The organism is Streptomyces sp. NPDC028298, assembly GCF_055565895.1.
In genome coordinates this window covers 95,822-120,179 of record NZ_JBVHTL010000009.1, presented here as the reverse complement: position 1 = coordinate 120,179, position 24,358 = coordinate 95,822, and the positions used below count along the sequence as shown (strand labels likewise).

Below are 24,358 nucleotides of genomic sequence, written 5' to 3'. Positions count from 1 at the left end.
CGTTTGAAAGGCCGAGACGGGGATAAGGAACGGGTCACCCATTTTGACCCTTCTCGGTGTAACAGAGAGGTAGTCCCCGGCCCCGGGGGGGGGGGGGGGGGGGGTTTCCCCCCCCCCCCCCCCCACCCTCGCCGTAGTCTGGATCCCTACCGAAGAACCCCACGTCAGGGCCGCTCCAGAGCCGCAGCGCCCACCGCACCGCCTGCCCGTACGAGGAGCCGCACCTCCATGGCCGAACACCCCGCCTACCCCGTAGGCCTCCGCCTCGCCGGCCGTCGTGTCGTCGTCCTCGGCGGCGGCCAGGTGGCCCAGCGCCGGCTCCCCGCGCTCATCGCTGCGGGCGCGGACGTCCACCTCGTCTCCCCGCAGGCCACCCCGTCCGTCGAGGCGATGGCCGACGCGGGCGAGATCACCTGGACCAGGCGCCCGTACGAGCAGGGCGACCTCGCCGACGCCTGGTACGCGCTCATCGCCACCAGTGACCCCGAGGCCAGCGCCGAGGCCAGTGCCGAGGCCGAGAGCCGGCGCGTCTGGTGCGTCCGATCGGACGACGCCGACGCGGCGACCGCCTGGACCCCGGCCACCGGCCACAGCGAGGGCGTGACCGTCGCCGTCCTCACCACCGACGCCAAGGGCCGCGACCCCCGCCACACCGCCGCCATCCGCGACGCCGTGGTCGAGGGCCTGCGCGACGGCACGCTCGTCGCGCCGCACCACCGCACCCGCACCCCCGGCGTCGCCCTCGTCGGCGGCGGCCCCGGCGACCCCGACCTGATCACCGTCCGCGGCCGCCGGCTGCTCGCCGAGGCCGACGTGGTCATCGCCGACCGCCTCGGCCCCCGCGACCTGCTCGCCGAACTCCCGCCGCACGTCGAGGTGATCGACGCGGCGAAGATCCCGTACGGCCGGTTCATGGCCCAGGAGGCCATCAACAACGCGCTCATCGAGCACGCGCGGCAGGGCAAGTCCGTCGTCCGGCTCAAGGGCGGCGACCCGTTCGTCTTCGGCCGCGGCATGGAGGAGGCCCAGGCGCTCGCCGAGGCCGGCATCCCCTGCACGGTCGTCCCCGGCATCTCCAGCTCGATCTCGGTGCCGGGCGCCGCGGGGATCCCCGTCACCCACCGGGGCGTCGCCCACGAGTTCACCGTGGTCAGCGGTCATGTCGCCCCCGACGACGAGCGCTCCCTCGTCGACTGGCCCGCCCTCGCCAAGCTGCGCGGCACCCTCGTCGTCCTCATGGGCGTCGACAAGATCGGCAAGATCGCCGACACCCTCGTCGCGCACGGCAAGCCCGCCGACACCCCCGTCGCCCTCGTCCAGGAGGGCACGACCGCCGCGCAGCGCCGGGTCGACGCCACCCTGGCCACCGTCGCCGACACCGTGCGCGCGGAGGACGTGCGGCCGCCCGCCGTCATCGTCATCGGCGAGGTCGTGGACGTCGGTCCCGGGCTTCCCGAGTAACCCCGGGTAACACAACCCGTTCCCAGCCGTTGGCACCGCACCCAGGACAAGGCAGTATCACCCTGTGGCCGATCTCATCACCGTCGAGAACCCCGACGACCCGCGTCTGCGCGACTACACGGGCCTGACCGACGTGGAACTGCGCCGCAAGCGCGAACCCGCCGAGGGCCTGTTCATCGCCGAGGGCGAGAAGGTCATCAGACGGGCCAAGGACGCCGGCTACGAGATGCGCTCGATGCTGCTGTCCGCCAAGTGGGTCGACGTCATGCGCGACGTCATCGACGAACTCCCGGCACCCGTCTACGCGGTCAGCCCCGAGCTCGCCGAGCAGGTCACCGGCTATCACGTGCACCGCGGAGCACTCGCCTCGATGCAGCGCAAGCCGCTGCCCACGGCCGAGGAACTCCTGCGCACCGCGCGCCGCGTCGTCGTCATGGAGTCGGTCAACGACCACACCAACATCGGCGCCATCTTCCGTTCCGCCGCCGCGCTCGGCATGGACGCGGTGCTGCTCTCCCCGGACTGCGCCGACCCCCTCTACCGCCGCTCGGTGAAGGTCTCGATGGGCGCCGTCTTCTCGGTCCCGTACGCCCGTCTCGACACCTGGCCCAAGGGCCTGGAGTCGGTCCGCGACGCCGGGTTCAACCTGCTCGCCCTGACCCCGGACGAGAAGGCGCGGTCCCTCGACGAGGCCGCCCCGCACACGATGGACCGGGTCGCGCTGATGCTCGGCGCGGAGGGCGACGGGCTGTCCACCCGGGCCCTGATGGCGGCCGACGAATGGGTCCGCATCCCGATGGCCCACGGAGTCGACTCCCTGAACGTCGGCGCGGCGGCCGCGGTCGCCTTCTACGCGGTGGCGACGGGCAGGCCCACGAGCTGAGGGCCGCGCTCCGCGGAGTGCAGTCGTCGGGGTGTCGTCAGGGCCGGATCGGATCAGGATCGGCCCGGCCCGAAAGACACCCCTGGCCCGTCGTCGTGCGGGCCCTGGCCGTCGTCGTACCGCCCCGGCCGCAGTGATGCAGCCCTGGCCGCAGGGGTGCAGCCCTAGCCGTAGTGGTGGAGTGCGCTCCGGTCCGGACGGTCGGCCGCGACGCCCACCGCCAGGGCCCCCGACGCCGACCGTTCGCGCTGTACGCCGCCCCGCGGGCCGTCGTCGAGTCCCCGGGACGGCCCCTGGCATCCCTGCGCGGCCGCGATACCCAGCGCGACCAGCAGCGTCACCACCACGAACACGAAGAGCCGCTGGCGCAGCAGCCGCGGATTGGCGGGCCGCCGGCCGGTGCCGGTGGTGCGCGGACCGGTGCGTCCGGTGCCGCTGCGCGGGGCGGGCCTGTTGCCGGTGCGGCCCGTGTTGCGGGCGGGCGCCGGACGCGAACCCGACCGCGATCCGCCGTTCGTGCCGCCGGTGCGCGGCACGGGAGTGGTCCCGCGCGGCGGGGGAGTGGTCCCCGGCCGCCGCTGGGTGCGCTGCTCGGCGTACTGCTCGGCCAGACGGCCCGTCGGACGGTCCGGGTCCGAGCGCGGCGCGGGCGGCCGCGCGTCCACCATGCCCTGGGCCTCGCGGGCCGCGATCTCCTTGAGCCGCAGGGACAGTTGGAGGGTGCTGGGCCGTTCCTCGGGGTCCTTGGCCAGGCAGGCCCGGACGAGCGGGGCGAGCGCGTCCGGTACGCCGTGGAGGTGGGGCTCCTCGTGCACCACGCGGTAGAGCATGACCTCGGAGCTGCCCTGCCCGAACGGTGAGTCCTGGGTGGCCGCGTACGCGAGGGTCGCCCCGAGCGCGAAGACGTCGGTCGCCGGGGTGACGGCGACGCCGCGCACCTGCTCCGGCGCCAGGAAGCCCGGGGAGCCGACCGCCGTGCCGACGTGCGTGAGCGTGCTCGCCCCCGTGGCCCACGCGATTCCGAAGTCGATGATCCGCGGTCCCTTCGGGGACAGCAGGATGTTGGACGGCTTGAGGTCACGGTGGACCACTCCGGCCTCGTGCACCGCGACCAGGCCCTCCGAGAGGGCGGCGCCGACGGCGGCCACGTCGGCCGCTGACAGCGGTCCCTCTTCCGCGACCTTGTCGTGCAGCGAGGGGCCGGGCACGTACTGGGTGGCGAACCACGGACGCTCCGCCTCCAGGTCCGCGGCGACGAGCCGCGCCGTGCAGCCGCCCCTGATCCGCCGTGCCGCCGAGACCTCGCGCGCGAACCGGGAACGGAATTCCTGATCCTCCGCCAGATCAGGCCGGATCACCTTCAGTGCGACCCGCTGGCCCCGCCGGTCGGAGCCCAGGTAGACAACACCCATACCCCCCGCGCCGAGCCGTCGGTGAAGCCTGAACGAGCCGACGACACGCGGGTCCTCGCGCCTCAGGCGCATCATCGCCATGTCCATCCCCGCTGCCCGGTCCGTTTGACGAGCCACAGCTTACGTTTCCACGGCCGGGTGCGCGCAGAGGCCGCGCCCTCTCGTCCCGATCGATTGTCAGTGCCGGGTGGGAAACTTGAGAGGTGGTCAGGGAGCGTGCGAACAGCGCCTCCTTGGCCTGCTCTTGATCCCAACCATCCATCGCTGAAGGGGGATTGAGCCCGTGAGGGGTGACCGCGTGGAGATAGTCGTGGACGCAGGGGACACGACGCGCACGTACGAGGTGGTGGCGAGCAGGGCGGGTCGCCGGGTGGAGACGGCGGTGCGCCGAGGTGTGGTGGAAGTGAGCGAAGTCACTCGAAACGGAACAGTGGTACGGACCGCCCGCTTCATGGCGACTCGGGTGCTGGCACTCGTGGAGCAGCCGGTTCCGCGGGAGGACAGCTCGGAACAGTAGGGGCACATCGGACGTCCCCTCCGGGAAGACCCCGAGACCTGGGCCCGCGTCTCCACCCACGGTAGTACTCAGCAGGTCACGGCTCATCCTCCGGGAGGCCAGGCAATCGGTACGAGGGCATGACGACCCGTCGTCGTCGCGCGCCTAGATTTGAGGTCAAGCGGCGGGTGCAGCACTCGTCCCCCGAGGTCAGACACCCGCCGCTGCCAGGCACAACAGAATCTCGGTCAGGAGAGGGACCATGGCCCACACGGCATCGCGGACGGAGCTCCGCACGCAGGGACGCAAGGCGTACGCCGCCGCGTTCGGCACCCGCCAGGGCCGCCGCCACCCCTTGGTGGCGACAGCGATGGTCCTTCCTCTGGCGGCCCTGCTCGTGGTCGTCTTCGGCGGCTGGGACGCGGTGGTCACACAGGCGTCGTCCGTGGGCGTGATGCTGGGGCGCTGAGCGGCGCCCCAGGCCCGGAAGAGCGGTCCGGGCGGGGACATCCGGCCATGAAACCCCGTGGGGACGGGGGTGCGGCGGACGGCAGGAAGATGCCCGCGCAGCTGGGGAGCTGCGCGGGCATCTCTTTTTGTACTGGGGCGAGGCGCGGGGCGCGGTGACAGGGGCCGGGGTGACGGGGGCGGCGTCGTGCCCGGTGCCTGGGCGCCGGCTGTCCAGAGTGTCCGGGCCGCCGACGCGTTGCGGTTCCGGGTGCCCGAGCTGCCGGTTGTCGGGGCTGTCGGGTGTCTGGGCTGTCGGGTGTCTGGGGTCGTCGTGGCGCCGGTCCGTTGACGTGCCGGGTGGCCGGGTGGCCGGGGAGTCGCGGTGCCGGGTGTTCGGGGTGGGCTTCGGCTGCGTACCCTCACCCGGAGGTGTCCCGGCCGGGCACCGCCGTCGTCGGCGGGCTCCGTACCGGGCCGTCGTCCAGTCCAGGGAGATCCGTGACCGTGCGCAGCCTGCCGACCGTGCTCGGCGCCGCGGCGCGTGCCGCGGCTCATCGGGCCGCCGCACCCGTGGCAGTACCTGGTCCCCGCGGAGCCGGTCCCCGCGGAACCTGTTCCTGCGGTGCCGAGGACACGCTCCTCGCGGACCGCGACGACGGCACCGTGGTCCGCCACGGCGGCATCGTCGCCAAGGCCCACGCCCCGGACACGGAACCCCACGCCCTCGCCCTCCGCGTCGCCGCGGCCACGCGCCTCCCCGGCATCCTCCTGCCGCCGGTGGACCCGGCCCCCGCCGACCTCCTCGGCCGCCGGGTGACCCTCTGGCCGTACGGCGTTCCCGTCGACCCCGACGCACCCGACGCGGCCCCCTGGGAGGCCGCCGCGTCCCTGCTGGCCCGCCTGCACCGGGCGCCCGCTCCGGACGGGCTGCCGCCCATGCGGGGCCCCGTCAAGGCCGCCCGCGCGCTGGCCCGGATGCGCGCGGCCGGCCCGCACCCGGCCGCCGCCCCGGTCCTGCGGGCCTGGGCCGCGCTCCCCGCCTGGGCGCGGGCCGAGGCCCCGATGCCGGACTCCACGACCCTGTGCCACGGCGACCTGCATCTCGGCCAGCTCATACGCCACCCCGCGCCGGACGGTCCCTGGCTCCTCATCGACGTCGACGACCTGGGCGTCGGCGTCCCCGCCTGGGACCTGGCCCGCCCCGCCGCCTGGTACGCCTGCGGGCTGCTGCCGCCCGACGCGTGGTTCCGCTTCCTGGCCGCCTACCGGTCCGCGGGCGGCCCCGCCGTCCCGGCGGACGGCGATCCCTGGCCCGCCCTGGACGTCGCGGCCCGCGCCCTCACCGTGCAGACGGCCGCCATCGCGGTCGCCAAATCCGCCGCCGCGGAACGGCCGTTGGACGAGGTGCAGCAGGCCGTGGTCGACGCCTGCGACCGAATGAGTGCCGTCCCGCCCGAGTTGACCCGAGGATTGGCGACGTAGGCTGCAACCGACCGAGGCCGGACAGTGTCTGTCCTGGCGGAAGCAGTACCGACCGGCGAGGAGTTGAGCCGAGCATGCAGTGTCCGAAATGTCATGCGCCGATGCACACGTACAACCGCAATGGCGTCCAGATCGAGCAGTGCAGCGGCTGCCGCGGGATCTTTCTCGACTACGGCGAGCTGGAGGCGCTGACCCGCGTCGAGTCGCAGTGGTCCCAGCCCGCGCCGCCGCCCCCGGGCGCCCCGCAGGCGTACCCGTCCGCGCCGGCCCCCGCGTGGGGTGCCCCGCAGCACGGCGGTCACGGCGGCCACGGCGGCCACTACGGCGGCCATGGCGGCCACCACCGTCACAAGAGCTTCGGCCACATGCTCTTCTCCTCCTGAGCCATCCGTCCTGAGCCATCCGAAGGGGCCCCTCCCGAACAGAGGGGCCCCTTCGGCGTGTCCGGGCCCCCGCGTCTCAGGTCACACCGGTCCGCCGGACCGGCCAGGGGCCGAGGGCCAGGGGTCGGGGAACGACGAAGCCCCCGGTCGCCGAGACGACCGGGGGCTTGCTTGTGCGCGATACTGGGATTGAACCAGTGACCTCTTCCGTGTCAGGGAAGCGCTCTCCCGCTGAGCTAATCGCGCAGGTCACGCGACCGAAGCCACGCTTGCTGCTGGTACTGCGTGCGCGATACTGGGATTGAACCAGTGACCTCTTCCGTGTCAGGGAAGCGCTCTCCCGCTGAGCTAATCGCGCGGGGATCCTCGCGGATCGAGTCCTTGCGGACCAGTGGACGATACTGGGATTGAACCAGTGACCTCTTCCGTGTCAGGGAAGCGCTCTCCCGCTGAGCTAATCGTCCTTGGAGGTGGAGACGGGATTTGAACCCGTGTAGACGGCTTTGCAGGCCGTTGCCTCGCCTCTCGGCCACTCCACCAGGAGTGCGGGGGTTCGGGAAGATCCCCCACTTTCCTGCGAGCGGACGACCAGGTTCGAACTGGCGACCTCAACCTTGGCAAGGTTGCGCTCTACCAACTGAGCTACGTCCGCTTGTCGTTTCCGTTTCGCTTGCGCGTCCCGGCGACGAGTTGAACTCTAGCGGATTCCCGGGCCAGCACAAAAACGCGTTTGTGCAGCGTGCTGCGGTCTGTCCCCCCGAGGACATGGTCAGGGCACTCGCGGGACACCCGCCCTAGACTCGTCTGCGTGCTCGACCTCCCTCCTCTCGCCCGTTTCGGCGGCCTCGTCGCCACCGGTCTCCTCGACGTCACCAGCGATCCCGCGGCCCTGGACTCGACCGGCTTCTGGGCCGTCTCGGCCGACTTCGAAGGGCGTCTGACCTGCGCCCGCTTCCGTGACGTACGAGAGGAGCCGGTGCCCGCCCCGGTGCCAGGACGGTGGCACGGCCCGGCGGCCGGTGACTGGACGTCGTCCCTCGACCGCGCCGCGTACACCGCCGGTGTACGACGTATCCGTGAGCACATCGCGGCCGGCGAGGTCTATCAGGCGAACCTCTGCCGCGTGCTCTCCGCGCCCGTCCCGGCCGACGCCGACGTCGACGAGCTCACCGCCCTGCTGGCCCGCGGCAACCCGGCCCCGTACGCCGGAACGATTCGGCTGCCGGACCACGGCGTCGAGATAGCCACCGCCTCCCCGGAACTCTTCCTGCGCCGCGCGGGCCGTTCCGTCGAGTCGGGGCCGATCAAGGGCACCGGACGCACCGAGGCGGACCTCCTGGACAAGGACTACGCCGAGAACGTGATGATCGTGGACCTCGTCCGCAACGACATCGGCCAGGTCTGCGCCACCGGCACCGTGACCGTGCCCGACCTGTGCGTCGTCGAGAAGCACCCGGGGCTCGTGCACCTCGTCTCCACGGTCGGCGGCGAACTGCGCGAGGACGTGGGCTGGCCCGAGCTCCTCGCCGCGGCCTTCCCGCCCGGCTCCGTCACCGGCGCTCCGAAGTCCAGCGCCCTGCGGATCATCGACGCCCTGGAGACCGCGCCGCGCGGCCCGTACTGCGGAGGCATCGGCTGGGTCGACGCCGACCGCGGCACCGGCGAGCTGGCCGTGGGCATCCGCACCTTCTGGATCGACCGCGCCGACGGCGTCCTGCGCTTCGGCACGGGAGCCGGCATCACCTGGGGATCCGACCCCGAGGGGGAGTGGCGGGAGACCGAGCTGAAGGCGTCCCGGCTGCTCGCGGTAGCGTCGGGAACGTACGACGCGGGTGACGGAACCCTCACCGACTGACCCGGTTCCCGGGACGGCGCGGGGGACCGGGGCCGGAACACCGTGCCGGAGGACACGTCCGGCACATTTCACATGCGAGGTAGGGACCAGTGAAGCTTTGGCTCGACGGCGGGCTGCAGGACATCGAGGCCGCCCGCGTCTCCGTCTTCGACCACGGACTGACCGTGGGTGACGGCATCTTCGAGACGGTGAAGGCGGTCGACGGCCGGCCCTTCGCGCTGACCCGCCACCTCGACCGGCTGGCCCGCTCGGCGCGCGGCCTCGGACTGCCCGAGCCCGACGCCGACGAGGTGCGCCGCGCCTGCGCCGCCGTCCTCGAGGCCAACCCGATGCCCCTCGGCCGGCTCCGCATCACCTACACCGGCGGTCACGGCCCGCTCGGCTCCGACCGCGGAGAGCACGGTCCGACCCTCGTCGTCGCGCTCGGCGGCTCGGCCCCGCGCCCCGACTCCACGGCCGTCGTCACCGTCCCCTGGACCCGCAACGAGCGCGGCGCCCTGACCGGCCTCAAGACCACCTCGTACGCCGAGAACGTCGTCGCCCTGGCCCGCGCGCGTGAACACGGCGCGTCCGAGGCGCTGTTCGCCAACACGGTGGGTCAACTCTGCGAAGGCACCGGGTCGAACGTCTTCGTCGTCCTCGACGGCGAGATCCACACCCCGCCGGTCGCCTCCGGCTGTCTCGCCGGCATCACCCGCGCCCTCACGGTCGAATGGACCGGCGCCAAGGAGACCGACCTGCCGCTGGACGTCCTGGAGCGCGCGGACGAGATCTTCCTGACCTCCACGCTGCGCGACGTGCAGGCCGTGCACCGGGTCGACGCCCGTGAACTGCCGGGCGCGCCGGGCCCGGTGACCGCCAAGGCGATGCGCGTCTTCGACGAGCGGGCCGGGGACGACCTCGACCCCTGACCGGGCCCGGGCGGCCACCGGCCGCCTGTCGCCGGGGACTTCGAGCGTCGGCCGTCTGGCGTCGGGTGTTTCGAGCGACGGTTGCTGGTTGCTGGACGCCGGGCGACCGGCGACCGGCGGTTCGAGCGGCGGGTGCCGGATATTCGGCTGACGATTCGGCCGGCAGTGGGTAGAACACCCCTGATGACCACGACTCTGCGGCCGACCGAGCCGCTCCATCGCGCCGCCGACGGGACGCTCTCACGCCGCTACCAGGTGTGCGTGAACAGCCGTCCCGTCGGCCGGGTACACCTCGCCACGGAACTCGGCGCCGGACCGCCCGCCGCCAGGATCCAGGAGCTCCGCATCGACGAGCCGGACCGGGGCCGGGGCCGGGGCACCGTGGCCGCGCTGGCCGCGGAGGAGGTCGCGCGCGGATGGGGCTGCCGGCAGATCGTGCTGACGGTCCCCGGCGACGCCGCCGCGGCCCTGGCGCTCACCAGGACGCTCGGTTACGTCCCGCGCAACCGCATCATGGAGAAGGCGGTCGACGGCTCCGCGCTCGTCCTGCCCCCGGGCTGTGCCGACCGTCCCATGACGCGGGACGAGTACGAGATCTGGGACCGGGTGGGCAGGCAGCGGTACGCCGAGGACTGGATCCGGCGCGGGCTGCCGGAGGCCGAGGCGCTCGCCAAGGCGGACCGCGACTTCGGCGGCGCGCTGCCCGAGGGCCCGGACACCGCCAACATGTGGCTGAGCGTCCTGGAGCACGAGGGAGTGCCCGTGGGCGAACTCTGGCTGGGGCGCCGGGGCGGATCGGCCTTCGTCTACGACGTCGGGGTCCGCGCCGACCAGCGCGGCCGCGGGCACGGCCGGACCCTCATGCGGCTCGCCGAGGTCCGGGCCACGGCCGCCGGACTGGACCGCATCGGGCTCAACGTCTTCGCGGGGAACACCCCGGCCGAGCGGCTCTACGAGTCACTCGGCTACGAGACGACGGCGTACCACCTGTACAAGACGCTGCTCTAGGCCCGTACAGGACGCTGCTCCAGGTCAGGCCTGTTCGGCGAGGAGCCGGTCGGTGATCTCCTCGATCCGCTCGCGCAGTCCCTCCTGGCTCTTGCCGCCGTCCAGGCGTTCACCGCCGATGACGTACGTCGGGGTGCCGGTGACACCGATCGCCTTGCCCTCGGCCTGGTCCGCGTCGACGATCAGGATGTGCCGCCCGTCGATCAGGGCCGTGTCGAACTCCTCGGCGTCCAGGCCGAGTTCGCGGGCCACCTCGACCAGGAAGGCCTCGCCGCCCTTGCGGTCCAGCTCCTCCACCCGACCGAGCACGGCCTCCACGTAAGGCCAGGCGCTGCCCTGCTCGGCGGCCTCCTCGGCTGCCTGGGCGGCGGCGAAGGCGTGCTTGTTCTTCTCCAGGGGGAAGTGCCGCAGCCGCAGCTCCAGGCGGTCGCCGTAGCGGGCGCGCAGCGCGCCCAGGTCGGCGAGGGCGCCTCGGCAGTCGGGGCACTGGAGGTCGCACCAGACGTCCAGGACGACGGGGGCCGGGCGCGCGGCGGAGGTGGCGGAGAAGTCGTTCATGGAACCAGTCTCCCAGTCCGGTGCGGGGGAGGCTCCACCAGTCCGGTGCGGGCGGCCCCACCCGTGGTCCGGCGCGGGGTCACCGGTGGTCCGCCGGAGGGGCGGGGTCACCGGGACCTGAGGAGGACGGCGACCCCGAGATGTCCCTGAGGTGTGCCCGGACCATGGCATACCGGGCATGCGGCGGTGCAGGATGGAGGGGACGAGGAACATGCCCCACCGAGCCCTGCCTGGAGGACCGGAATGATCGCAGAGACCGTCTGCTCCGCCGTCTCCGTCGCCGGCCTCGGCATCGCCGCGGTGACGGCGTACCGCAAGCGTTTCCTGGCGGCCGCGCGGATCGCCGCCTACTCCCTGGTGCCGATCGGCCTGGTCATGACCGGCGTGGTCGGCTGGCTGGCCGACACCGCGTTCAGCCCGACCGCCTGGGCCGGCTTCGTGGTGCTCGGCGGCGCCTGGGCGCTGTTCATGATCACCCGTGCCGTGGAGCGGCGCGGCGGCGGGACCCGGAAGGAACGCAAGGCGGCCAAGGCCGCCGCGCAGCGCGAGGCGGCGGCGCCCGGCGCCTCGGCCCCGTCGCTGGGCCCGGCCGCCGGACTCGGCTCCCGGCCGGCGTCGACACCGCGGGCGACGGGCTCCGGGGACGACTTCAGCGACATCGAGGCGATCCTGAAGAAGCACGGCATCTGACCGGAACGAGGCACGGCGTGTGACCGGCGGAAACGACACAAGATCACAAGCGTGACGCAGGGAACGCGCCGAACCGTTCACGTTCGGGCGCGACCGTCACATCATCCAGCGAACTCCCGTATATTCCGGGCGTGTTGATCGCGTCGCGGGCGCGTTCTGCGTCATCATCGCCCGCGAGATGCTGGACACAACAACGAGCGACACCGCTGCTCCGCCCGAGGAGCGGCGCGGTTGTCTCTTCGCGCTCTCCCAGCCGCCGCTGATGATCTTCCTTGCGGTGATCGGCTGTCTGCTGCTCATGGCTTCGCTGCACGACCTGCTGCTGCTCTGAGCTGTACACGGAGCCCCTGGCGTCACCCGCCGAGGGCTCCGTCAGTCCGGCAGTCCGGCCCTTCGGGACGGAGGCCTTCAGCCCGGCAGGCCGGCAGCCCGGCCCAGGGGCGCGGGCGGCTGCTTCCGTGGTCTGGTGTGAGCGGGGCGGCTCTCAGCCCGCGGCTTCCTTGCGGCGCGCCCGGTAGGCGGCCACGTGGAGCCGGTTCCCGCAGGTGCGGCTGTCGCAGTAGCGGCGGGAGCGGTTGCGGGAGAGATCGACGAAGGCCCGTCGGCAGTCCGGAGCCTCGCAGCGCCGCAGCCGGTCCTGCTCCCCGGCGACGACGAAGAAGGCCAGCGCCATCCCGCAGTCGGCCGCGAGGTGGTCGGCGACCGAGGCGCCCGGGGCGAAGTAGTGGACATGCCAGTCGTAGCCGTCGTGGTCCGTCAGCCGGGGCGTGGTGCCTGCGGCCGCGACGAGTTCGTTGATCAGTGAGGCGGCGGTCCGCGGATCGTCGGCCGCGAAGATCCCGGCGAACAGGCCCCGTACGTCCTGTACGGCGGAGAGATCACGCTCCGACAGCACCCCGACATCGCTGATCTCGTGCTTTCGTACGAAATCGGCGAGGGACGACACATCGGCGAGCCCGTCCGCCGTCTCGTCCTCCGGCGCGGTGTTCACCAGATCCACCACGGCGTCGAGTGCGCACCGGGTGTCGTGGGTGATCAGCACGTTTCGCTCCCTGGCCTGGGGGTCGGGCGAGGGCGCCCGCCCGATGCTGGCCGATGGTAGTGGCTTCCCGGCGCGACCGAGACGGGCGTGGGGGCGGGAGCTTGTGCGTGGGGGGCGGGGGACGCGCAGCGGCGCCGCCACCGCGAGACGTTCGCGGTGCCGACGCCGGTGCCTTCCCTATGCGGTTGTCTAGGCCCGAGCCGTCTCCCCGAGTGGACGGCGCCGGGCGGCTCTGTCGTGACGCGTCAGCTCTCGGCCAGGATGTGTGAGAGCTCCGTGTCGAGATCGAAGTGCCGGTGTTCCGTGCCCGGGGGCACGGCTGCGTCCGTTCGCTTCAGGAATGACTCCAGGGCCCGCGCAGGGGCTTCGAGCAGGGCTTCACCCTCTGGGGAGCTCAGGGCGATGCATACGACGCCCTGGCCGTGGCTCCGGGACGGCCAGACTCGGACGTCGCCGGTACCGGTGGGCCGGTGCAGGCCCTCGGCGAGGAGGTCGCGGGCGAACACCCACTCGACGGTTTCCTCGGCTCCGGTGTGGAAGGTGGCGTGCACGGCATAGGGATCGGCCGTGTCATACCGCAGTCCTGCGGGTACAGGCAGTGAGGACTCGCTCGACACAACGAGGCGCAGGTGCAGCTCGCAGCTGACCGTGGTGTTCATAAGCGCCAGGGCCTTTCGCTCAGTGTGCGCTCGGGGATTCGCACGTCGGCGAAATCGACATGCCACCTACGGTGCCGTTGTAAACCCCTCTGAGGGTTTTGCATGTCTTTATGTAACTCATCCGGCCGAGGGTGCGTTCTCCGGATAGGGCCATTCCGGTGACTGGTTTCTCTCGGGTAGGGTTTGGTCGTATGAATACGGGGAGTGACGAGTCGGGCGAGGTCGCCACGGCGGGCGACGGGGCGAACGATGAGCGAGCGCTCGGTTCGCGTGCGCCTGAATACATCAAGGCTCGGCGTGCGCTGCACGTGAGCTGGCAGGTCGGCGTTTTCGTCGTCGGGCTCGCGGTGGTCGCGGCCGGTGTGATCATGCTTCCGCTGCCGGGGCCCGGGTGGCTGGTGATCTTCGGGGGCATGGCGATCTGGGCGACCGAGTTCGTCTGGGCGCAGCTCGTGCTGCGCTGGACGAAGCGCAAGGTCACGGAGGCCGCGCAGCGGGCGCTCGATCCCAAGGTGCGGCGTCGCAACATCATCCTCACCACGGTGGGTCTGGTGATCGTCGCCGTGCTGGTGGGGGTGTATCTGTGGAAGTTCGGGCTGGTGATGCCGTGGAACATCACCGAGTGACCGGGGCACCCCCTGACATGGGGTAATGTTCTTCCTGCGCCCGGGCGATTAGCTCAGCGGGAGAGCGCTTCGTTCACACCGAAGAGGTCACTGGTTCGAACCCAGTATCGCCCACATGCAGGAAAGACGGCCCCGATCCACGACACCGTGGACCGGGGCCGTTTTCGTTGGTCGCGGTGCCGGACAGGGGGCCGGGATGCGGCGCGGTGTCGGTGCCGGTCCGCTGGGTGGGTCGGGGCCGTGCCGGTGCATCAGGCCGTCGCCGTTGGGCAGAGATGTGGACGTAGGTGGCGACGGCCATCGATGTACCGGCACGTCCCCTCACGTGCGTCGCCGGGTGCAGGTGCGTCGTGGTGGCTTGTGCTGGATTTAGCTCCGGCCGGCGAAAGTTTCAGCCCCTCCGGCGTTTGAGGAGCGGGGTCTGGGGCGGAGCCCCAGGTGCGGGACGGGTAGGGGCGGAGGGGGCGAGAGGAGTCCCCGCCCTCACGCTCTGTTTCCGGCGGCTCCGCCGACACCCCGTCAGCACCCTTCACAGGAGTACGTTTTCGGCCGCGCCGGCGGATCGTCCCGGCGGGCACGGAATGTTCGGCGGGCCGACCGCGGGGGCCCGACCTGCGTACTCCTGTGCGAATGCGCCGGGAGGGGCGCGACGGCCGGTGCGGCGGGATCGGAGTGTCGCACATCAATTCCTGTCCGAATCATTGACGCGCCCGGAGCGCCTCCGTACCTTGTGCCAGCAAGCGCTTACTTGAAACGATTCATGCAGTGGAGTCGAGATCGCGGGGAGGCCTGGCAGTGGGGAACGACGGGAGTGTCGAGAGGCGGGCGGTGCTCAAGGCGGCCGGAGCCTCGGTGGCCGCGCTGGGGCTCGCTGCGACGGCCGGCTGCGGTGGGAGCGAAAGCGGCGCCGGGGACGGGACGGTGACGATCCGTTACGCCTGGTGGGGTGCGGACGAGAGGGCGAAGCGGATCAACCGGTGCATCGCGCTCTTCGAGAAGAAGTATCCGAAGATCAAGGTGCAGACGGACTTCCAGGATTATGCGGCCTTCTGGGAGAAGTTCCAGACGCAGGCCGCAGGCGGAAATCCGCCGGACGTATTCCAGAACGCCGTCGGATTTCTGCGGAAGTACGACAAGCGAGGGATCCTGCTGGACCTCAAGTCCCAGATAGACGCCGGAAATCTCCGTCTGAAAGGCTTCCGTGCCGGGGTCGAGAAGGTCGGCCAGGTCGACGGAAAGCAGCTCGGAATTCCGGTCGGATCCAACACCATGTCACTTGTCATAGACGAGAAGGTGTTCGAGAAGGCGGGCGTCACACCGAAGCAGGGCTGGACCTGGGACGAGTACTTCGCCGCGCTCAAGAGGATTCACGACACGCAGAAGGTCGCGGGCGACACCGGCTACTTCGGCATCATGTACCTGTACGACCTCTACCTCCGGCAGAACGGCAAGGCGTTCTTCACCGAGGACGGACTCGGTTTCGACGAGGCCGATCTGACGGAGTGGTGGACCGACGGCTACAACCGTGTGAAGGCCGGCATCGTCACCGATCCCAAGCGGGTCGAACAGGACAAGCCCAAGTCCTCCCTCTCGGCGGGCCACGCGGCCTCCGAGTTCACATGGGACAACTTCACCGTCCGTTATACGGCCGAGGGCGACAGCAGTTACGGTCTGGCACCGATCCCGACGACCGACGGCAAACACACCGGGCAGTACCTCGCCTCGCTGATGCTCAGTGCTTCCGCACGCACCGAACACCCCGAGGAGGTTGCCCGGTTCATCGATTTCATGGTCCACGACCCCGAGGTCGGCAAGATCATGGGGTACGACCGCGGGATCCTCGCCACCACCGAGCAGTACGAGGCGTTCCAGCCCTCCGACGCGCCCAGCAAGGCCATCGCGCGGTACGAACAGGACGTCGCCGCGGCGGGTGTGCTCGGGACGATCACCCCGCATCCGGCGGGCGCCGACACCGTCGAGGCCGCCTTCCTGCGCATCGGCGGCGACATGTCGCAGGGCACCACCAAGGTCTCCGACGCGGTGAAGCAGTTCTTCTCCGAGGCGAAGACCGCCCTCGCCGTCTGATGGGAACCGCCGTGACGCTCGTCAAGGACGCCCCGCCCGACGCGGCGCGGCCGCGCCCCGCCGTCCGCGGCGCCGCCACGCGGCGGCGACGCGGGGAGAATCTCGCCGGCTATCTCTTCATGTCGCCCTGGATCGCGGGCTTCCTGCTGCTGACCGCGGGCCCGATGGCCGCCTCCCTGTACTTCGCCTTCACCGACTACGACCTCTTCGACGCGCCGCGGTGGGTCGGCTTCGACAACTTCACCGCCCTGTTCGGCGACCCCCGGTGGCAGAAGTCCGTCGAGGTGACCGCCAAATACGTCGTCATCGGTACGCCGCTCAAGCTGCTGCTGGCCCTCGGGGTGGCCCTGCTCCTCGCGCAGAGCCGCCGAGGCCAGGCCGTCTACCGGGCCGCGTTCTACGCCCCCTCGCTGATCGGCGCGAGCGTCTCGGTCGGCTTCGTCTGGCGCGCGCTGTTCTCCGACGACGCCGTCGTGGACCGCACGCAGTCCTTCCTGGGCTTCCACACGGGAGGCTGGGTCGGCGATCCGGACTGGGTGCTCTACAGCCTGGTGGCACTCACCGTCTGGCAGTTCGGCGCCCCGATGGTCATCTTCCTGGCCGGGCTCAAACAGGTGCCGAAGGAGCTGTACGAGGCCGCCGAGGTGGACGGAGCCGGACCGCTGCGCAGGTTCTGGAGCATCACGCTGCCGATGATCTCCCCGGTCCTGTTCTTCAACGTGCTCCTGGAGACGATCCACTCGTTCCAGATCTTCGGTTCCGCGTATGTGGTCTCCAACACCACCTGCGGACCGGCCGACGCCACGCTCGTCTACACCTGTTACCTCTACCAGAAGGGCTTCAAGGAGTCCCAGATGGGGTTCGCCTCCGCCATGGCCTGGATGCTGCTCCTGGCCGTCGCACTGGTGACGGCGGTCCTCTTCTGGTCGCAGAAGCGCTGGGTGCACTACGAGGAGGACGTCCGATGAGCGGTGTCAGCGGCCGGGTGCCCGGGTCCGGCACCAGGGCGGCCCTGGACAGCGCACGGACGCCGGGCCGAGGACGGGCCGGTTCGCTCGCCTGGCACCTCGGGGCCCTGCTGATCCTGGCGGTCGTCCTCTACCCCGTCCTCTGGGTCGTCGGCGCCTCCTTCAAGCCCGGCCGCGAGATCATCGGCAGCCTGGAGCCGCTCCCGACCGACCCGATCCTGGCCAACTTCGCGGGACTGGCGGACGGGATCGCCGACATCTCGATCGCCACCTTCTTCCAGAACTCCCTCTTCTACGCGCTCGGTTCCGTCGCCGGCATCCTGATCTCCTGCTCCCTGACCGCGTACGCCTTCGCCAGGATCCGCTTCGCCGGGCGGAACGTGCTGTTCTCGCTGATGATCGGCACGCTCCTGCTCCCGTACCACGTGCTGCTCATCCCGCAGTACGTCATGTTCCAGAAGGCCGGGCTGATCAACACCTATGTGCCGCTGCTGCTCGGCAAGTACCTGGCCACCGAGGCGTTCTTCGTCTTCCTCATGGTGCAGTTCATGCGGAACCTGCCGCGCGAACTGGACGAGGCTGCACGGCTCGACGGCTGCGGGCATCCGCGGATCTACTGGTCGATCGTGCTGCCGCTGTGCCGCCCGGCCCTCATCACCAGCGCCATCTTCACCTTCATCAACGCCTGGAACGACTTCATGGGCCCGCTGATCTACCTCAACGAACCGGGCAAGTACACGGTCTCGCTCGGCATGATGATGTTCCGCGACCAGGAGGGGGTCGCGAACTACGGCGGCATGATCGCGATGTCGCTGGTGGCGCTGCTGCCCGTGCTCCTGTTCTTCCTCGCCTTCCAGCGGTATCTGATCGACGGCATGGCGACCTCGGGACTGAAGGGCTGAGCATGACCGTCATCCAGCCGAGGGCCCGCGCCGGGGCGAAGGCCCGCCGGACACCCCGTGAGTCCCTCCTCGCGGAGCGGTTCGCCCTCTTCGCGGAGTGTCTGCTGACCGGTGTGTGGATCGCGGTGGCCTCGTTGCCACTGGTGACCGTTCCCGCCGCGTTCGCGGCCGGCGCGCGGCATCTGCGCCGGCGCACGGCGCACGAGGGCGGCGGACGGCGGGAGTTCGTGGCCGACTTCCGGACGGCCGTACGGGGCGGCTGGCTCGTCGGCCTCGCCGGCTGGGCCGGGGCGGCCGCGGTCCGGGTGGACGTCCAGGCCGTACGCGCCGGAATCCCCGGAGGTCCCCTCGTCGGGGCCGTCGGGCTCCTCGCGCTGATCGGGGGAGTCGTCGCGGGGCTGCGCGCGGCCGCGGTCTGGGAGCCGGGGGCAGCCTGGCGCGGACTGCTCGCGGAGGCCGGACGCCGTACCGTCCTCGATCCCGCCGGGTCCTTCCTGCTCGTCGGCGGACTGGCCGTGGTCGTCTGCTCCGCCGTTCTCGCCGCGCCGCTGGCGGTGCCCGTCCTGGGGGCCGTGGCCGCGGCGGCCGTCGCCGTCGAGGAGCGTCACCGCCGGCGCCGCTGACTCCCCACTCCCACGGGCCGGGGCACGAAACGCCCGGCCCCGCTCCGTCGCGCCCTCATGAATGTCATGCCCCTGACCATCCCGTAAGGAAAGGAAAGGCCATGTCACCCATCCCCCGCAGGTCCCTGCTCAAGGCGGCCGCCGTCGCCGGAGCCGCCACGCACGCCGGCTGGGTTCTCGGAACCCCGGACGCGCGGGCCGCCTCGGAAGCGCGGGCCGCCGACGCGGACCCGGTCCGCCTCGACTGGCTGGAGGACGGCGGTCTCGGCGCCGCCCCGGGCTCCACCGTCGGCGTGCCCTGGCCCAGGGGCGCGTACCGGCCGGACCAGACGTTCGCGCTCACGGACGCCGACGGCACCCCCGTGCCCGTGCAGTCCTGGCCCCTCGCCCACTGGCCGGACGGCTCCCTCAAGTGGACCGCCCACGCGATGAGTTCGGACACCGGACCGCTCACGCTGACCGCGGGGGAGGCCGCCGCGCCGGAGCGGAAGGTCACCGTCACCACGAGCGGCGGGGCCGTCTCGGTGTCGACCGGGGTCATCACCGCGAAGATCGGCACGACCGGCTCGGCGCTGGTCAAGTCCGTGACGCGCGGCACGACCGAGATCGCCGGGAACGGCCGCCTCGTCCTCATCCGCCGGCCGGAGATCGAGGACGAGGACCAGGGCACCGTGAAGTCGGAGCGCTTCGAGAGCGTGATCTCCGCGACCACGGTCGAACAGGACGGCCCGGTCCGGGCCGTCGTCCGTGTCGACGGCAAGCACCGCAAGGGGGAGCGGAGTTGGCTGCCCTTCTCGGTCCGTCTGTACTTCTACGCGGGCGCCGACTCCTTCCGCATGGTCCACACGATCACCTTCGACGGGAAACAGGAACCCGGGAAGAGCAGCGGCGACTTCGTGGGCGGGCTCGGCGTCCGCTTCACCGTGCCGATGCGGGACGCCGCCTACGACCGGCACATCCGCGTCGGCGGCGACGGCACGGGTCTGCTGCGCGAGGCCGTCCAGGGCGTCACCGGACTGCGCCGCGACCCCGGAGCCACCGTCCAGGCGGCCCAGTTCGCCGGCGAGACGCTCGCCGACCCGTCCACCTGGGACCAGCGGGTCACCACCCGGCTCCCGTACATCCCCCAGTGGGGCGACTACACCCTCTCCCAGCTCTCCGCCGACGGCTTCACCGTGCGCAAGCGCACCGGGAAGGGACACGGCTGGATCGCCGCGGGCGGCGGCCGGCGTGCCTCCGGCTTCGGCTACGTCGGCGGCCCGAGCGGCGGACTCTCCTTCGGGCTGCGGGACTTCTGGGAGAAGTTCCCCGCCCAGCTCGACATCCGGGGCGCCCACACCGACGAGGCCGAGGTCACCCTCTGGCTCTGGTCGCCCGAGGCGCAGCCCATGGACCTGCGCTTCTACCACGACGGCATGGGCCAGGACACGTACGCGGAACAGCTCGAAGGCCTCAACATCACCTACGAGGACTACGAGCCGGGCTTCGGCACCCCGTACGGCATCGCCCGCACCTCCGAACTGCTCTTCTGGGCCGACGAGTCGACCCCCACGCCCGAGCGGCTCGCCGAACAGATCGGCGCCCTCCGGGTGCTGCCGCAACTCGCGGCGCCGCCCCGGCAGCTGATCAAGGCGAAGGTCTTCGGCCCGGGTCTCTACTCCGAACCCGACCGTTCGACGCCCGCCAAGGCGAGGATCGAGGACCACCTCGACTTCCTCTTCACCTACTACAAGGACCAGGTGGAGATGCGCCGGTGGTACGGCTTCTGGGACTACGGCGACATCATGCACTCCTACGACCCGGTCAGGCACCAATGGCGCTACGACGTCGGCGGCTACGCCTGGGACAACTCCGAACTGTCACCGGACCTGTGGCTGTGGTTCGCCTATCTGCGCAGCGGACGGGCGGACATCTTCCGCTTCGCCGAGGCGATGACCCGGCACACCGGCGAGGTCGACGTCTACCACCTCGGCCGGTGGGCGGGCCTCGGCACCCGGCACGGGGTGCAGCACTACGCCGACAGCGCCAAGCAGCAGCGCATCGCCAACACCACCTACCGGCGCTACTACTACTTCCTCACCGCCGACGAACGCGTCGGCGACCTCATGCGCGCCAACGTCGACTCCGACGAGACCTTCCTCGTCCTCGACCCGAACCGCAAGGTCCGCACCGAGCCGTACACACCGGACCGGCACGCGCTGTCGATCGGCTTCGGCACGGACTGGAGCGGGCTCGTCTCGGCGTGGCTGACCGAGTGGGAGCGCAAGGGGCCGCAGTGGGAGAAGGCCAGGGCGCGGGTGCTGTCGACGATGGAGACCATCGCCGCGCAGCCCAACGGTTTCGTCCAGGGCTCGGGACTGTACGACCTCGACACCGGCCGGTTCGCCGTCGCCGGCGCGCCGGTGGTCGGCGTATCGCACCTGTCCGCCGTCTTCGGCCTGAACGAGCTGTGCGCCGAACTCATCGACCTCGTCGACATGCCCGCCTTCAAGGAGGCGTACCTCGACTACTGCCGCTACTTCAACGCCACCAAGGCCGAGCAGGCCGCCCGCTACGGCAGCAACTTCGGCACCCTGCTGCTCTTCCAGGGCCATTCACGCCTCGACGCGTACGCCGCCGTCCAGACGGACGACGCCCGACTCGCCGCCCGCGCCTGGGCGAAGTTCTACGACTCGGACGGCTACGGCGAGTCCGCGCCCTGGAGGACGGAGGAACTGAGCGGCCCGGTCACGCTGGTGCCGGGCAGCGAGGCCTCCTGGGTCTACACGAACGACACGGCGCTCTACGGCCTCGCCGCCATCGAGAACCTGGCACTCCTCGGGGACCGGATGCCCTCGTGACCGGTCCCCGGGTGACCCGCCGCTAGTCCATCCGCCCCAGCACCTCCCGCACCCGCCGCGCGTCACGGATCCGCTGCTCGTAGGTGGCGCCGAGCCCGAGCAGCAGCAGGCCGGCGAGTGCGGGAGGCGTCCAGCGCGGAAGCGCGTCCACCACCTGCACGATGTACGGGGCGAGTTCGTGCAGGGCGTCCAGGACGAGCACCGCGCCGCCCAGCACCAGCGGGGCCTGGAGCCGGTGCCGGGCACCCAGCAGGGTGACGGCGAGCGCCGCCGCGCCCAGCAGCAGCGGACGCGGCCACTGGCCGTCGCCCCAGGCCGCGAACAGGCTCGGCACGAGGGTCACGGACAGACCCGGCGCGTACGCCGTCCACGACGACACCGAGTTGTCCGAGCGGCGCCTGAACGCGCCCAGGAACAGGGCCGGAACCGTCACCGGCAGGGTGTACGCCTCCGGGGAGCCGACGCCCCAGGACGCGAGCCGCACCCAGGAGGCCAGCACGAACAGCACGGCCGCCGCGTGTCCGACGGAGCGCCGGTCCTTCCGTACGGCCGTGCCCGCGGCGATCAGTCCGCACAGGGCCAGAATCGTGGCCAGCAGGGCGGGTTCGGCCACCGCGAGCGCGACGGCGAGCAGCCCGGCGAGGGCACCGGTGATCTCGATCGACACGGTCGTCGGCACGTCCTCGGTGCGCGCGGCGAGCAGCGCGGCGGCCACGGGCACGGCCAGCACGAGCAGGGCCGTGTGCTGGGGCTGGAGGCCGAGGGAGGCGCCGGCCGCGCAGGCGAGCGCTGTCGCGTACCCGAGCGCTGCGGGCGCCGCCACCGGGGCGAGGCCGGGTCGCGGGGCCGCCGCCGCGAACAGCGCGGTCAGCGCGGCGAGCACCGTCAGGGTCGCGGTCTCGGAGGCCAGCGCGAGGAAGGCGAGACCGAGGGAGGTGATCAGGGCGAGCACGAGCGCCGTCAGCCGGGGGCCGGTCCGGCGGGCGTACCCGAGCAGGCCCGCCGTGATGAGTCCGTGGACGGACAGCGCGGCCGCGTAGGGGAGTTCGAGGGTCGCAGGGAGCACGAACACCGTCGCCCACGCCAGGGTCAGCGCACCGGCCAGGGCGTACGGACGCCAGGCGGCGGCGCGGACGGCCACCGCCAGGACCGCGGCGACGAGCGCGAGCACGAGCGGCGCCGTGACCGCGTCGGCGGGCCAGGGCAGGCCGTACGTCACCGCGTCCCGCGCGTCGGCGGGAGCACCGGACCAGGCGGAGCCGGCCCGGCCGGCCGGGCCCAGCAGGGTGATCGCCACGACGGGCAGGGCCCAGGCCATGGCGAGCGCCCCCACGCAGCCGGAGGCCAGGGCGATCCCGCGGCGCACCGGCGCGGGAAGGCCCGCTCCGGCGACGGCGAGGAGGGCGACGGCGCAGGCCAGATGACCGGGGACCGTCCACTCGTCCGGCAGGGACGTGCGCAGCAGCCCGCCGAACGCGACCACGCCGGTCAGACCCCCGGCCGTCGCGATGCCCGTCGCGGTGTGCGTGCCGAGGCCCGGCTTCGGGGCGCCCCACGCCGCAGTCACGGCGATCGAGGCGGCGAGGAGGAGGAGCGCCGCCGCACGGACGGCGGCGCTCGGACCGGCGGACGTCCAGGACAGCCAGCCGGCCGCGAACGTGCCCCAGCCGCCCAGGCCGTAGGCCCCGACGGCGGCCACGGCACGGACGGAACGCAGGGGCACACGCAGGGCGAGCACCGTGTCGAGCGCCGCCGTGACCAGCAGCGCGGCCGTGATCGCGTACGCACCGGCGGAGGCGGCCACCGCCCACAGCAGCAGCGGCGACTGCGCGGCGACCACGGCGGCGGGCAGCGGCAGCCGCAGCGAGGGACGTGCGGCGGGGCCGGCCGGCCTGAGCGGCGCGCCGAGCGCGAGGCCGTACGCGGCCCACACCACGGCCAGCACCGCCGAGGCGAGCGCCGCGTACCCGACACCGTCCGTGCCGGGGAGCGCCACCGCGTACAGGGCGTACGCGTCCAGGACGGTCAGGACGAGACCGGTGCCCGCGAGCGCCTCGGCCGTCGAGCGCAGTCCGCGCCGCAGCAGGGGCACGGGAGCGCCGAGCGCGGCCAGCGTCACCGCGCCGAGCACGAGGGAGCGGCCCGTGATCCCCAGGTGGCCCCAGCCGACCAGGGTGAACGCGACGGCGGCGACCGCCAGCAGGACGCCGCCGAGGAGCAGGAGCACGTTCTGTACTCCGGGCGCGGTGGTCTCGGGCCGCCGGGCACCGGGCACCGGCGAAGCGGTTCGTACGGGCGCCGCCTGGAGCGCGTGGACCAGCCAGGCGCGTCGGGTCAGCAACACGGCGCGGCGCGCGTCGAGTTGCCGCAACTCGGTGTCCAGGAGCCGCAACTCGTCGGCCGGGGACGGGAACTGGGTCATGGTTCGAGAGTGTGGTCCGGGTCACGCCGGGCGGCATGAGCGCGCGTACTCACGCCGTACTCAGATCCGCGGACGCACGAGGCCGGTACTTCCGGCACCCGCGCCGCCGGGGGACACTCGGGCCATGGACTGGACCCACTACCGCTTCCACACTGTGTGGGAGTTGCCCGCGCCGCCGCCGGACGTGTACGCGGTCCTCGAACAGGCCGAGACCTACCCGCTCTGGTGGCCCCAGGTGCGCGAGGTGACCCCCGTCGACGAGCACAGCGGCGTCATCCGTATCCGCTCGGTCCTGCCGTACGACATCACCATCACCGCGCACGCGGCCCGCCGGGACCCGGCGGAGGGCGTCCTGGAGATCGGCATGTCGGGTGATCTCGACGGCTGGGCACGCTGGAGCTTCGACGCGGCCGGCCCGGGAACCCGCGCCCGGTACGACCAGGAAGTGCACGTCACCACGCCCCTGCTGCGGCGGCTCGCCGTGCCGGGACGCCCCTTCTTCCGCGCCAACCACGCCCTGATGATGCGCGCGGGCGAGCGCGGACTGAGGTCCCACCTCACAACGGTTTGAACCGCACCCGCCGGGACCTGTATTGTTCAGT

The 24,358-nt window shown here is 72.0% G+C and carries 23 protein-coding genes and 6 tRNA genes; 19 read left to right on the top strand and 10 right to left on the bottom strand.

The window, feature by feature from the left end; all coding sequences use genetic code 11:
• The first annotated feature begins 228 nt into the window (after positions 1 to 228).
• Positions 229 to 1,461, top strand: coding sequence for a uroporphyrinogen-III C-methyltransferase (gene cobA, locus ACZ4TO_RS33360; RefSeq protein WP_468026182.1), 1,233 nt, complete (start codon positions 229 to 231; stop codon positions 1,459 to 1,461).
• A gap of 64 nt (positions 1,462 to 1,525) precedes the next feature.
• Positions 1,526 to 2,344 (top strand): TrmH family RNA methyltransferase, encoded by an 819-nt coding sequence (locus ACZ4TO_RS33355; protein WP_382788951.1) that lies wholly within the window; start codon positions 1,526 to 1,528, stop codon positions 2,342 to 2,344.
• Positions 2,345 to 2,508: 164 nt separating this feature from the next.
• Here ACZ4TO_RS33355 and ACZ4TO_RS33350 read toward each other — a convergent pair whose 3' ends face one another.
• Positions 2,509 to 3,843: a serine/threonine-protein kinase gene (locus ACZ4TO_RS33350; protein WP_468026181.1), complete on the bottom strand. Its 1,335-nt coding sequence runs from the start codon at positions 3,841 to 3,843 to the stop codon at positions 2,509 to 2,511.
• Between the two features lie 196 nt (positions 3,844 to 4,039).
• On the opposite strand from ACZ4TO_RS33350, the gene ACZ4TO_RS33345 reads away from it, so the two are divergent.
• The 4 genes from ACZ4TO_RS33345 to ACZ4TO_RS33330 all read left to right on the top strand — a co-directional run bounded on the left by ACZ4TO_RS33345 (position 4,040) and on the right by ACZ4TO_RS33330 (position 6,567).
• A complete protein-coding gene (locus ACZ4TO_RS33345) occupies positions 4,040 to 4,273 on the top strand; it encodes a hypothetical protein (protein WP_326788867.1) in 234 nt (77 codons plus the stop codon).
• Between the two features lie 241 nt (positions 4,274 to 4,514).
• Positions 4,515 to 4,721 carry a hypothetical protein gene (locus ACZ4TO_RS33340; protein ID WP_382788948.1) on the top strand — a complete coding sequence of 69 codons (207 nt, stop codon included), beginning with the start codon at positions 4,515 to 4,517 and terminating at the stop codon, positions 4,719 to 4,721.
• Positions 4,722 to 5,200: 479 nt separating this feature from the next.
• The gene (locus ACZ4TO_RS33335) at positions 5,201 to 6,184 is read left to right on the top strand and encodes a phosphotransferase family protein (RefSeq protein WP_468026180.1); all 984 of its coding nucleotides are present in this window, start codon (positions 5,201 to 5,203) and stop codon (positions 6,182 to 6,184) included.
• 74 nt (positions 6,185 to 6,258) lie between these two features.
• On the top strand, positions 6,259 to 6,567 hold the full coding sequence (locus ACZ4TO_RS33330; RefSeq protein WP_382788942.1) for a TFIIB-type zinc ribbon-containing protein: 309 nt from the start codon (positions 6,259 to 6,261) through the stop codon (positions 6,565 to 6,567).
• Positions 6,568 to 6,741: 174 nt separating this feature from the next.
• Here ACZ4TO_RS33330 and ACZ4TO_RS33325 read toward each other — a convergent pair.
• The 5 genes from ACZ4TO_RS33325 to ACZ4TO_RS33305 form a co-directional block, all read right to left on the bottom strand.
• A tRNA-Val gene (locus ACZ4TO_RS33325) sits at positions 6,742 to 6,813 on the bottom strand.
• A 40-nt stretch (positions 6,814 to 6,853) separates the two neighbouring features.
• Positions 6,854 to 6,925 (bottom strand) — tRNA-Val (locus ACZ4TO_RS33320).
• A 34-nt stretch (positions 6,926 to 6,959) separates the two neighbouring features.
• A tRNA-Val gene (locus ACZ4TO_RS33315) sits at positions 6,960 to 7,031 on the bottom strand.
• A 1-nt stretch (position 7,032) separates the two neighbouring features.
• A tRNA-Cys gene (locus tag ACZ4TO_RS33310) sits at positions 7,033 to 7,106 on the bottom strand.
• Between the two features lie 40 nt (positions 7,107 to 7,146).
• Positions 7,147 to 7,219, bottom strand: a tRNA-Gly gene (locus ACZ4TO_RS33305).
• Between the two features lie 156 nt (positions 7,220 to 7,375).
• Between ACZ4TO_RS33305 and ACZ4TO_RS33300 the strand changes: the two genes are divergently transcribed.
• From ACZ4TO_RS33300 to ACZ4TO_RS33290, 3 genes are all read left to right on the top strand, one after another.
• Positions 7,376 to 8,422, top strand: a complete 1,047-nt coding sequence (locus ACZ4TO_RS33300; protein WP_382788940.1) for a chorismate-binding protein — start codon at positions 7,376 to 7,378, stop codon at positions 8,420 to 8,422.
• An 89-nt stretch (positions 8,423 to 8,511) separates the two neighbouring features.
• On the top strand, positions 8,512 to 9,333 hold the full coding sequence (locus tag ACZ4TO_RS33295) for an aminotransferase class IV (RefSeq protein WP_467845866.1): 822 nt from the start codon (positions 8,512 to 8,514) through the stop codon (positions 9,331 to 9,333).
• Between the two features lie 183 nt (positions 9,334 to 9,516).
• On the top strand, positions 9,517 to 10,341 hold the full coding sequence (locus ACZ4TO_RS33290; RefSeq protein ID WP_468026179.1) for a GNAT family N-acetyltransferase: 825 nt from the start codon (positions 9,517 to 9,519) through the stop codon (positions 10,339 to 10,341).
• A 24-nt stretch (positions 10,342 to 10,365) separates the two neighbouring features.
• On the opposite strand, the gene ACZ4TO_RS33285 is transcribed toward ACZ4TO_RS33290, so the two are convergent.
• On the bottom strand, positions 10,366 to 10,899 hold the full coding sequence (locus tag ACZ4TO_RS33285) for a DsbA family protein (RefSeq protein ID WP_468026178.1): 534 nt from the start codon (positions 10,897 to 10,899) through the stop codon (positions 10,366 to 10,368).
• A gap of 243 nt (positions 10,900 to 11,142) precedes the next feature.
• On the opposite strand from ACZ4TO_RS33285, the gene ACZ4TO_RS33280 reads away from it, so the two are divergent.
• Together ACZ4TO_RS33280 and ACZ4TO_RS33275 are read left to right on the top strand one after the other, a co-directional pair.
• Positions 11,143 to 11,589 (top strand): hypothetical protein, encoded by a 447-nt coding sequence (locus ACZ4TO_RS33280; protein WP_382788928.1) that lies wholly within the window; start codon positions 11,143 to 11,145, stop codon positions 11,587 to 11,589.
• A 178-nt stretch (positions 11,590 to 11,767) separates the two neighbouring features.
• Entirely contained in the window at positions 11,768 to 11,920 is a 153-nt protein-coding gene (locus ACZ4TO_RS33275; protein WP_167455603.1) for a hypothetical protein, read from the top strand.
• 153 nt (positions 11,921 to 12,073) lie between these two features.
• Here the strand turns inward: ACZ4TO_RS33275 and ACZ4TO_RS33270 are convergent, their stop codons facing one another.
• Together ACZ4TO_RS33270 and ACZ4TO_RS33265 are read right to left on the bottom strand one after the other, a co-directional pair.
• A complete protein-coding gene (locus ACZ4TO_RS33270) occupies positions 12,074 to 12,631 on the bottom strand; it encodes a CGNR zinc finger domain-containing protein (RefSeq protein ID WP_382788924.1) in 558 nt (185 codons plus the stop codon).
• Between the two features lie 245 nt (positions 12,632 to 12,876).
• A complete protein-coding gene (locus ACZ4TO_RS33265; RefSeq protein WP_003959770.1) occupies positions 12,877 to 13,290 on the bottom strand; it encodes an SsgA family sporulation/cell division regulator in 414 nt (137 codons plus the stop codon).
• A 191-nt stretch (positions 13,291 to 13,481) separates the two neighbouring features.
• On the opposite strand from ACZ4TO_RS33265, the gene ACZ4TO_RS33260 reads away from it, so the two are divergent.
• From ACZ4TO_RS33260 to ACZ4TO_RS33230, 7 genes are all read left to right on the top strand, one after another.
• Complete coding sequence (locus ACZ4TO_RS33260) at positions 13,482 to 13,916, top strand: TIGR02611 family protein (protein WP_382788921.1); 435 nt, start codon at positions 13,482 to 13,484, stop codon at positions 13,914 to 13,916.
• 42 nt (positions 13,917 to 13,958) lie between these two features.
• Positions 13,959 to 14,030: transfer RNA gene (locus ACZ4TO_RS33255), tRNA-Val, on the top strand.
• 681 nt (positions 14,031 to 14,711) lie between these two features.
• On the top strand, positions 14,712 to 16,001 hold the full coding sequence (locus ACZ4TO_RS33250) for an ABC transporter substrate-binding protein (protein ID WP_385042514.1): 1,290 nt from the start codon (positions 14,712 to 14,714) through the stop codon (positions 15,999 to 16,001).
• Positions 16,002 to 16,012: 11 nt separating this feature from the next.
• Positions 16,013 to 16,969 (top strand): carbohydrate ABC transporter permease, encoded by a 957-nt coding sequence (locus ACZ4TO_RS33245; protein WP_468026177.1) that lies wholly within the window; start codon positions 16,013 to 16,015, stop codon positions 16,967 to 16,969.
• Positions 16,966 to 17,871: a carbohydrate ABC transporter permease gene (locus ACZ4TO_RS33240; RefSeq protein WP_468026176.1), complete on the top strand. Its 906-nt coding sequence runs from the start codon at positions 16,966 to 16,968 to the stop codon at positions 17,869 to 17,871. Before ACZ4TO_RS33245 ends, ACZ4TO_RS33240 begins: the two co-directional genes overlap by 4 nt.
• 2 nt (positions 17,872 to 17,873) lie before the next feature.
• Positions 17,874 to 18,494: a hypothetical protein gene (locus ACZ4TO_RS33235; protein ID WP_468026175.1), complete on the top strand. Its 621-nt coding sequence runs from the start codon at positions 17,874 to 17,876 to the stop codon at positions 18,492 to 18,494.
• A 101-nt stretch (positions 18,495 to 18,595) separates the two neighbouring features.
• A complete protein-coding gene (locus ACZ4TO_RS33230; protein ID WP_468026174.1) occupies positions 18,596 to 21,334 on the top strand; it encodes an exo-rhamnogalacturonan lyase family protein in 2,739 nt (912 codons plus the stop codon).
• A 22-nt stretch (positions 21,335 to 21,356) separates the two neighbouring features.
• Here the strand turns inward: ACZ4TO_RS33230 and ACZ4TO_RS33225 are convergent, their stop codons facing one another.
• On the bottom strand, positions 21,357 to 23,756 hold the full coding sequence (locus ACZ4TO_RS33225; RefSeq protein WP_468026173.1) for an SCO7613 C-terminal domain-containing membrane protein: 2,400 nt from the start codon (positions 23,754 to 23,756) through the stop codon (positions 21,357 to 21,359).
• 124 nt (positions 23,757 to 23,880) lie between these two features.
• Here ACZ4TO_RS33225 and ACZ4TO_RS33220 point away from each other — a divergent pair, with 124 nt between their 5' ends.
• Positions 23,881 to 24,327 carry an SRPBCC family protein gene (locus tag ACZ4TO_RS33220; protein ID WP_382788901.1) on the top strand — a complete coding sequence of 149 codons (447 nt, stop codon included), beginning with the start codon at positions 23,881 to 23,883 and terminating at the stop codon, positions 24,325 to 24,327.
• Positions 24,328 to 24,358 lie beyond the last annotated feature (31 nt).

Excerpts from the sequence above, each read along its gene's own strand:
- ACZ4TO_RS33290 (WP_468026179.1), top strand. The coding sequence starts at position 9,517 with ATGACCACGACTCTGCGGCCGACCGAGCCGCTCCATCGCGCCGCCGAC.
- ACZ4TO_RS33340 (WP_382788948.1), top strand. The coding sequence starts at position 4,515 with ATGGCCCACACGGCATCGCGGACGGAGCTCCGCACGCAGGGACGCAAG.
- ACZ4TO_RS33265 (WP_003959770.1), bottom strand. The coding sequence starts at position 13,290 with ATGAACACCACGGTCAGCTGCGAGCTGCACCTGCGCCTCGTTGTGTCG.
- ACZ4TO_RS33225 (WP_468026173.1), bottom strand. The coding sequence starts at position 23,756 with ATGACCCAGTTCCCGTCCCCGGCCGACGAGTTGCGGCTCCTGGACACC.
- ACZ4TO_RS33350 (WP_468026181.1), bottom strand. The coding sequence starts at position 3,843 with ATGGACATGGCGATGATGCGCCTGAGGCGCGAGGACCCGCGTGTCGTC.
- ACZ4TO_RS33260 (WP_382788921.1), top strand. The coding sequence starts at position 13,482 with ATGAATACGGGGAGTGACGAGTCGGGCGAGGTCGCCACGGCGGGCGAC.
- ACZ4TO_RS33220 (WP_382788901.1), top strand. The coding sequence starts at position 23,881 with ATGGACTGGACCCACTACCGCTTCCACACTGTGTGGGAGTTGCCCGCG.
- ACZ4TO_RS33330 (WP_382788942.1), top strand. The coding sequence starts at position 6,259 with ATGCAGTGTCCGAAATGTCATGCGCCGATGCACACGTACAACCGCAAT.
- ACZ4TO_RS33240 (WP_468026176.1), top strand. The coding sequence starts at position 16,966 with ATGAGCGGTGTCAGCGGCCGGGTGCCCGGGTCCGGCACCAGGGCGGCC.
- ACZ4TO_RS33275 (WP_167455603.1), top strand. The coding sequence starts at position 11,768 with ATGCTGGACACAACAACGAGCGACACCGCTGCTCCGCCCGAGGAGCGG.
- ACZ4TO_RS33235 (WP_468026175.1), top strand. The coding sequence starts at position 17,874 with ATGACCGTCATCCAGCCGAGGGCCCGCGCCGGGGCGAAGGCCCGCCGG.
- ACZ4TO_RS33285 (WP_468026178.1), bottom strand. The coding sequence starts at position 10,899 with ATGAACGACTTCTCCGCCACCTCCGCCGCGCGCCCGGCCCCCGTCGTC.
- ACZ4TO_RS33280 (WP_382788928.1), top strand. The coding sequence starts at position 11,143 with ATGATCGCAGAGACCGTCTGCTCCGCCGTCTCCGTCGCCGGCCTCGGC.
- cobA (WP_468026182.1), top strand. The coding sequence starts at position 229 with ATGGCCGAACACCCCGCCTACCCCGTAGGCCTCCGCCTCGCCGGCCGT.
- ACZ4TO_RS33230 (WP_468026174.1), top strand. The coding sequence starts at position 18,596 with ATGTCACCCATCCCCCGCAGGTCCCTGCTCAAGGCGGCCGCCGTCGCC.